At 51.2% G+C, this 7,407-nt stretch carries 7 protein-coding genes; 2 read left to right on the top strand and 5 right to left on the bottom strand.

What is annotated here, in order from left to right; genetic code table 11:
• Positions 1-178 precede the first annotated feature (178 nt).
• Positions 179-508, bottom strand: a complete 330-nt coding sequence (locus H7A81_RS24100) for a type IV conjugative transfer system pilin TraA (RefSeq protein WP_182058953.1) — start codon at positions 506-508, stop codon at positions 179-181.
• 284 nt (positions 509-792) lie between these two features.
• On the opposite strand from H7A81_RS24100, the gene H7A81_RS24095 reads away from it, so the two are divergent.
• Positions 793-2,124, top strand: a complete 1,332-nt coding sequence (locus H7A81_RS24095) for a hypothetical protein (RefSeq protein ID WP_182058952.1) — start codon at positions 793-795, stop codon at positions 2,122-2,124.
• Between the two features lie 46 nt (positions 2,125-2,170).
• Here the strand turns inward: H7A81_RS24095 and H7A81_RS24090 are convergent, their stop codons facing one another.
• Positions 2,171-2,572, bottom strand: a complete 402-nt coding sequence (locus tag H7A81_RS24090; RefSeq protein ID WP_182058951.1) for a relaxosome protein TraM — start codon at positions 2,570-2,572, stop codon at positions 2,171-2,173.
• Between the two features lie 396 nt (positions 2,573-2,968).
• Here H7A81_RS24090 and H7A81_RS24085 point away from each other — a divergent pair, with 396 nt between their 5' ends.
• On the top strand, positions 2,969-3,466 hold the full coding sequence (locus H7A81_RS24085) for a lytic transglycosylase domain-containing protein (protein ID WP_182058950.1): 498 nt from the start codon (positions 2,969-2,971) through the stop codon (positions 3,464-3,466).
• A gap of 260 nt (positions 3,467-3,726) precedes the next feature.
• On the opposite strand, the gene H7A81_RS24080 is transcribed toward H7A81_RS24085, so the two are convergent.
• From H7A81_RS24080 to H7A81_RS24070, 3 genes are all read right to left on the bottom strand, one after another.
• The gene (locus H7A81_RS24080; protein ID WP_182058949.1) at positions 3,727-4,581 is read right to left on the bottom strand and encodes an LPD29 domain-containing protein; all 855 of its coding nucleotides are present in this window, start codon (positions 4,579-4,581) and stop codon (positions 3,727-3,729) included.
• 124 nt (positions 4,582-4,705) lie between these two features.
• Positions 4,706-5,236, bottom strand: a complete 531-nt coding sequence (locus H7A81_RS24075; protein ID WP_182058948.1) for a hypothetical protein — start codon at positions 5,234-5,236, stop codon at positions 4,706-4,708.
• A 700-nt stretch (positions 5,237-5,936) separates the two neighbouring features.
• The gene (locus H7A81_RS24070; protein WP_182058947.1) at positions 5,937-7,220 is read right to left on the bottom strand and encodes a hypothetical protein; all 1,284 of its coding nucleotides are present in this window, start codon (positions 7,218-7,220) and stop codon (positions 5,937-5,939) included.
• Positions 7,221-7,407: the final 187 nt, after the last annotated feature.

The raw sequence follows: 7,407 nt of genomic DNA, 5'->3' as shown, positions 1-7,407 counted from the left end.
GTATTCCAACCACGGCGGCTAAGAGCGTGGGGCCAAACACCCACATGTTGAGAAAGATGGCCAGCAGTGCCAGTGGCACATACAGGCAGAACTCATCAGGTGGCAGCCCCACGAACCGCTTTTGCTCGGAAAACGTAGCCGCACAGGTATACCGGTCACGTTTATCCATAAGCAGCCTTTAAGCCGGAATGACGTTGAAGGCAACGTTCACGAAAACCAGCAGCGCCGCGATGCTGCCGAACAGCGCCAGATTCTTGGTTTTGATGTACGTGAAAGCGATGAAAGCAATCTCAATAACATAAAGGATATAAACGACAGCGGAGTTGCCGCCGAACGTATCCGTAACATCAGTTTTGGCCCCGGCGAAGTAGTCCTGAGCGTGGGCGGGCATCACAGAAACAGCCAGGATCGCCAGTGCAGAAAGCAGCGCGGTGGTACTCAGTTTTTTCCACGCTACCGCCCCTGCCTTGCGGCAGTAAGTTACAGACGAAGAGAGAGAGCCCTTCATAGGTTTTTTCCTCAGTTAGGGATATAATGATCAGTCGGTTGAACTATCGTTTGTCACTGTCCTGACGGACTTAAGTCAATTTTTTGTTCTTTCTGATTACGCCTCCTTTACATATCTGTGGGATTGAAACAGAACCTTACGGTTTCTTAACTGGCTGACGTTTTTTTACGCTCCCGGATCGCCCACTTCAATATAAGTTATTGATCTTACTGATCAATTTAATTTATCGTCAGGGTGAGAAATTTCACTTAAGTCACTAACTGATTGAATGGAAATGAGAAATCATGGCTGATGTTGCCGATTTGGTTGTGCATATCGCCGATCCGGCGGGCGTTACCGCTAAGATTTTTAGGACAAATGATGAGGCGGCCTTAAGTAATCTTCTGAACGAGGCGCTCCAGCGCTATATGCGCGATCCCGGCTGGATTGAGGTCAACACCCCGGAAGGTCGCTACTACGCCTGCCAGGTCGTCACCTACCCCTTCATTTCTGTGATGAGTAAATATGTCCACTCCTCTCAGGTGCAGACCCTGGCAGAACGCGTCGGGAAGATTATTTATCCCTACTATTCCGACTCGGTGGTGCCTGATGCCTGGATAATGGTCAACCGGGATTTGGTCACCCCACTAAGCCGCCCGGCGGTGAACCTCTGGCTGGCGCGTAAATTAAATAACAGCCTGAAGAAATCGGTCTTCATCGAGCCGGTGGCAGAGCCTGAAATTAAACAGGACGCCCCTCAGGTAATATCGGCGCTGCCCGCTCCGGCATTAAAAGACACACCAACTTCAAAGCCGAGAAAAAGAAAAGGCGGACCCGATCCCGATAAAGTCATGGCGCGCGTCACGCTGGGCTGGCGCGTCAGGGATATCTGCGAAGAACAGAAGTGTTCTGAAGGCTACGTTTACAACCTGATTAAATCCCGCAAGGGAACCTCGGCGATGGAACTGCGCTGGAAACAGTGGGAGTTAATCTCGGCCATGTATCACGCGGAGCCAAAAATAACGGTTGAGGAGATTGAAAAAACCTTCAGCATTACCCGCGCTGCCGTGTACTACGCGGTCAGGAAAATCGCGGAACGTGATGGAAAATCGTTAACACCCCGGGAACGGGAAAAAAAACTGACGCCCGATGATGCCGAAGACATTAAGCGAAAATTAAGTGCGGGTGCGCTCAGAAAAGATATCCTCGCCGAATACGGCATTACCGCAGAGACGCTGATTAAACATATCGGCACGCGTGAGGATTACCGGCCTGTTCAGGCTGAATTAAAAGAAAACATCATCCGCCTGCGCGTGCAGGGAAAAACGCTGCAGCAGACGGCAGAAATTCTTGGCGTCACGGTATCCACCGTGAAAGACGCCTGGAAGGAAAAGAAACATTCGCCTGACATTAAGGAAAAGCGAGTGAAATACGATAACCGAAACCCGCTTTCAAAACGCGACCGCGATCAGGCCGTCAATGCCGTGTTAATCGACGGGCACACGCGAAAACAGATTTACACCCAGTACGGCATTAATGCACTGACCCTGCGCCGCTATATACGGGAAGCACAGAAGAGAGAAACGGAAGCATTGCGTGAAAAGGATGACGATGTGGAAAACAGTGATGATAACTGACCAGGCTAATCTGGTGCCGGAGAGAAGGCACCAGACATAAAAAGGATTATTTAAAGTATTCCTGCAATTTTCCGGCCACGCGTTCGTTCACTGCCTTAACCCATTCCGGATCAAGAACCATTTCATTTTTAATAACCTTACTGGCATCGACCGTTTCCTTCTGGATGCCGAAGATAGCGTCAGTGATAAAACCGCTGACGAGAACGTTTTTAGCAATGAATTCCAGCTTCTGGTCCAGTGTTTTCTCTGAAGCATCTTTGTTGATTTTATTTTCATAAACCCGAAGGCCGAGCTTGAACATTTCCATCACGAATGCCGATCGGTTCGCTGTATCGCGCGACTCACCGTCTTCCAGCTTTTTTTCCACGTGCCCGTCTATTTTTTCTAAAAGGGAGTAGGGAATCGTAAGATTTACTCGGTTGCGTTTACCTGAATTCTCGTCATTCATATTTAATTCTCACACTCATTTTTATTTAGGCTTGAAAATAGCACATCAGACCAGTGTGTCTGGCAAGAGTAACGTCGGATTTTTTGGGTAACCATCAGGTAACAACCCATCTTAAAGTGGGTAACCTTGTGGAAACCAGCTAACGTATTATTAGCCTAAACTATTGATATAAATATAACAAACTCTTTGGTTACCTTTAAAAAACCTTCTGGATTCCAGAGGGTTACCATCTGGTAAGTGACCATCAGCTTAAATTTTCTACAAAATATCGCTAACTCTCTGTTATTAAATGAATAATCAGACAAATATAAATTTGCGAGTGGTGTGTAAAAATCACTTTCTTATGATATTATTGAGAGCAACAACCTACCCGACCTTTTCAAAACCGGAGCCGCAATGCGACTATTTTGGTACGCTGCTGCCCTGCTGGTTACAGGCATTATCCCGACCAGCGTGAAAGCGGACTGTTTTATTAAAGCAGGTGAATGGTATTCCATTGATCCGGATTATCTTCGGGCTATCGCCTGGCAGGAATCACACTACAACCCGACGGCTATTAATACCAACAAGTCTGATGACGGGAAGCCGGGAAGTAGTGATTACGGTATCATGCAGATTAACTCGGTAACCATGCGAAGATTACAGAAAGAATATCCGGGACTGAGCAAAGAAAAGCTGCTTTCAGATCCGTGCCTGAATATTTACATCGGGGCGATGCTGCTGAGGCGCAACTTCAATCAGTACGGCACCACGTGGCTGGCGGTCGGAATGTACAATGCCGGAATGAAGAACATTCCGGTAACGATCAAGAATCGCTATAACTACGCGATGATCATCGACGGACATTATAAAGGCATCAAGGCAGGGAAAATCCCTCGCGTGCCTGTGGGATGATGCCAGTTATTCCGTTGTCATGAAGACGAGAGAACAGTTAACCACTTCTGCGCGCCGGTTAATCCTCAGACAACACTGAACTTCACCGCGCAGAATTGCCCGTGCCGGTTCAATACCGGAGAAGGGCAACCCGTGATACAAAATAAAAATTCAAAAATTCTTTAAGCAACAGTTTCGGTGTAATTAACTATACCTGGGCTTCTCAGAATTTATATCAGAGCGTTCAGGTTAAAAAAAGGAGCCTTTCGGCTCCTCCAAAATTAAGCAGTAGTTACCGCCAGTATCTTATTTATTTCGCCCTGAATGCCATGACCGTGACCAAAGTAATCCGGGCGGATACGATACAGTTCGCCAGAGTTGTAACGGGCAACAGATACCTCTTCCCCATCAAGCAGGTGATCGTACTTAATTTTAAGGATCCCGATAGCCTGTTGTTTCATCGCGTCCGAGTAATCGCGGTCAACAAATACATAGCCCACGCCGCCATAAATTTCATTGAATGGAGACGAACAGGAAACAGACATATCCTGCATGCCGTCAAAATAACTGTCGCGGTATTTCTTCGTAATCTCTTTAACCATCTCTTCCGTCGGCCCGTCGGTCCAGTTAACGCTGACGCTGTCATAACCGCGTTTGCGAACAGAAAACTTAACACCTGGAAATTTCGCCTTCAGTTCTTTACGAATATTCCCTGTTACCTGCACCGCTCCTTTTTTATCCTGCGACAATCCTGAATATTCCGGTGCTGTTTTCAGGCGTTCACATTCAGCACGATATTCCCTTTCCTCTGCCTCGCGTTCCTGTGTCTCCCGGATCTCTTCTGACTGCGCATGTTCAACGATGCGAATAACTTCTTCAGCCGTTTTTATTTCCGGGAATATGCTCCACTGTTTGCCGTGCAGAATGCTTTCAGGCAACCCCCGGGATATTTTCCCGCTCTCGAAAGCAATATCAAAGGTGGCATTTCCACCATACGAAACGATTCCCGAAAGCGATCCCACTGAGGCTGATTTCTGCTCCCCGTGGATGGCAAACACCACCCCACGACCGCGATTGTAAAGCACCGTACTGACAACCTGACCGATGACCACTGCCTGCGTATTTTGCATTTTCATTTCAGTTTTCCTTAAGTAGGTAATGATGAAAGCGCGCCCCGTTAAGGCAGGCCGCCGCACGGTTTCAGAAAGGGATCTCGTTAAGTCCGGCATCATCGCCGCTGGCAGTTTCCTGATTTCCACGCTAAGGATTCAGGGCTTTTTCAAGCGTGATAAAACCGCGCGCAACGTCACTGGCCTGGTAATGGTCAAGCCCTGCCTCCATTGCCGCGTCGAAGGCCGCCAAAAACTTCTGCACTTCCTCATTCCGCACCTCAGCAGCCCGGCGGATATACTCCCGACAGACCTTCTGAAAAGAGTCCGTGCGAGAAAAGACCTGGCCACGACTGGCAATGAGATAACGCCCGGCAGCGTTATCTCCCATGTCGTACAGCGCCGTCATGCCGCCCTCTGAACCCGCCAGACGTGGCAGCGCCCTGTGCCCCGCCTCAATCAGCGCGTTCACCTCGTTTTCATCAAGCAGCAACACATCAACGCCATAGCTGCCGTTACGCGCCGGGAAGTGCTTCCCTTCAGCAGGCGTGACGTTTACGCCGTCTTCCCCTCTGGCATGCCAGCGCGTGCGCAGGTCGTTCGCGCTGACGCAAATTTTTTGGCCGTTAACCCATGTTTTGGAAGATTCTGAAGTGGCGACGTTGACGTTGTTTGTGTGCATGCTGCATCTCCTGTCAGGTGGTTAATTCATGTTTCGGTGAGTTCCTCGCGGCAAAGGGCTGAGAAGTACAGGCAGGCGGCAGTGACCAGGGCGCCCCCGGCGTGCATTTCACCCTGGTGACTGACGAATGACTGTGCTTGGATTCGCCCGCCGCGTGGAAGCTACCGCAACATGACCACCGCACCGGTAATGAGCAGGCACACACCCGACCGCAAGGCGGGCGTCCTTAGCGGCCACGTCTTTTTGTGGCCAGTGAATGCGCTGGCGAGAGCCAGCTGCAGGAGTTGGATTGGCCGTTGCCATCAGACCCTAGCCGTCAGGCCCGAAACGCCGCTTCTGGCGGTTCGGCGGAGCTTACCGGCTTGCCGGTTAGCGCAGTCGGGCTCGACGACCCGGCCTGCCGGGGAGCCGAAGGGGGCCATCCGTTTGTTGATGTTTTGAGATTTAATGACCAGGAAACCGGAGAAGCAGCGGCTGCACACTACAAGACTTAACCGCTACAGAAAGTAGAGAGAGAAGTAAGAGAAATGAAAGAGATAAGCGACAACGTAGAGACAGCGCCCCGCACAGAGAAAGCGCAGGCGATGGGGGATGACCGGTGCGTCAGCACCGGTGTTCTCCGGCCCGCAGGGCCGCCCGCTTTTGAGAGCGCCTGAAGCGGGCAGGATTTCCCCCCGCCCCGCTCCCGGCTGACCTCATATTAGTGAGCAAGTCTGTTTTCATACAGGTGAGAGACAAGAGAATCCTTTATGTCTTCCCAGACCATTTCTCCATTATCACCAAACAGCTCAGTGACAATCTCTCTCGTAAGAAGCCAGGCACTGATCACCGCCGCCGGGATCTTCGGGCAACGGAGTGACCAGTCTGTGACTGATTGGCTCACGTGCCCGGCAATGCTCAATGCCACGCTGTGCAGCGCTTCAAAACGATCGCTACGGGATAACTGCGAAGTGCGGTCGCTCAGTGCAATCAGAGACGTCATATCAGCCGCCATAAACGGCGATAAACCACGGGTGTTAAGCCGAGCACCCCACGTTTTGTGCTCGGGACGGACAAAGGCAGCGAGCGCCGCATTAACGTCTGAGTTGCCCAGCCAGGACGCATCAACAACCGGTGCACCTAATTTATCTGCCTGTACGCGAAGCTGACGGGCTGTTTCAAAGTTGTCCCAGCCTGATTCCATTGCGGCTTCCTCGCGAAGCGCCTGCTGCTCTGCTGCGATACGGGTAATTTCGACAGGATCGGTTACGTGCGCATACCAGGTCATCTTTCTCGCATCCCCGGTCAGCACTCTGCGGCGCTCGCTGTCATGGATGATGATCATGCGCGGAGAAAAACTGACCGGCCCCATATCGCGCCCGAAATCGCTGTCGTAATAGTCGTGATCCTCTTTGCGCGCGTCCCATTCATCTTCAAGCCAGGCTGCGGCAGCGATAGCCATGGCCTCAGCAACACTCCATGCGCGTCCCAGATGCAGGATACTGTCCCGCCAGTAGGTACCATAAATCGGGTCGTCTTCCAGGTACTCTGTACGGCCTTCCACGTCCACACTGAATGGCTTCTGTTTCTCCGTTTCAGCGGCAACAAAATTTTCGCGTCCATCAGCTGCCTGTTCTAAAAACGTTTGCAGACCTGGCAGCGTGCGCGGATGGATATCCCACCAGAATATGCGCCCGCAGTTTATCGCCAGCGCCTCAACGGACTTGACCATTTCATACACCGCCTCAGAGTTCACCGCGCCTATTTCTGACAGGCTTTCCACGGTGATGGCAGCCTCACGCGCGCAGTAAAGCAGATCGTTCTCTTCATCCCACTCAACCCCCATGCGATCCAGCGAATCGAACATCAGCAGCTCCCCCTCAATCCCGGCGAGTTGAAACAGCAGATCATTTTTACGCTCAAGCCAGAGCGCTGACGGGGTTTTCACCCATGTTTTGGGAGATTCTGGCGTGGCGGTTTTGACGTTGATGTTGTGTGTGTTCATGGCATTTCTCCTGTCTCTGTGAGGGTTCATGTTTCGGTCGATCCAGTCGCGGCGAAGGGCAAAGGAGCAATGACAGGCAGGCAGTACAAGGGCGCCTCTGGCGTGCATTTCACCCTTGTACTGAATGAATGGCAGTGCTACGAAAAGCCCTCCGCGCCGGGGTTGACCGGAACAGCCTCACCAAACG

Origin of the sequence: Pantoea sp. ME81 (assembly GCF_903970985.1) — a bacterium.
GTDB lineage: Bacteria > Pseudomonadota > Gammaproteobacteria > Enterobacterales > Enterobacteriaceae > Pantoea > Pantoea communis.
This window is presented reverse-complemented; position numbering and strand designations above follow the sequence as displayed.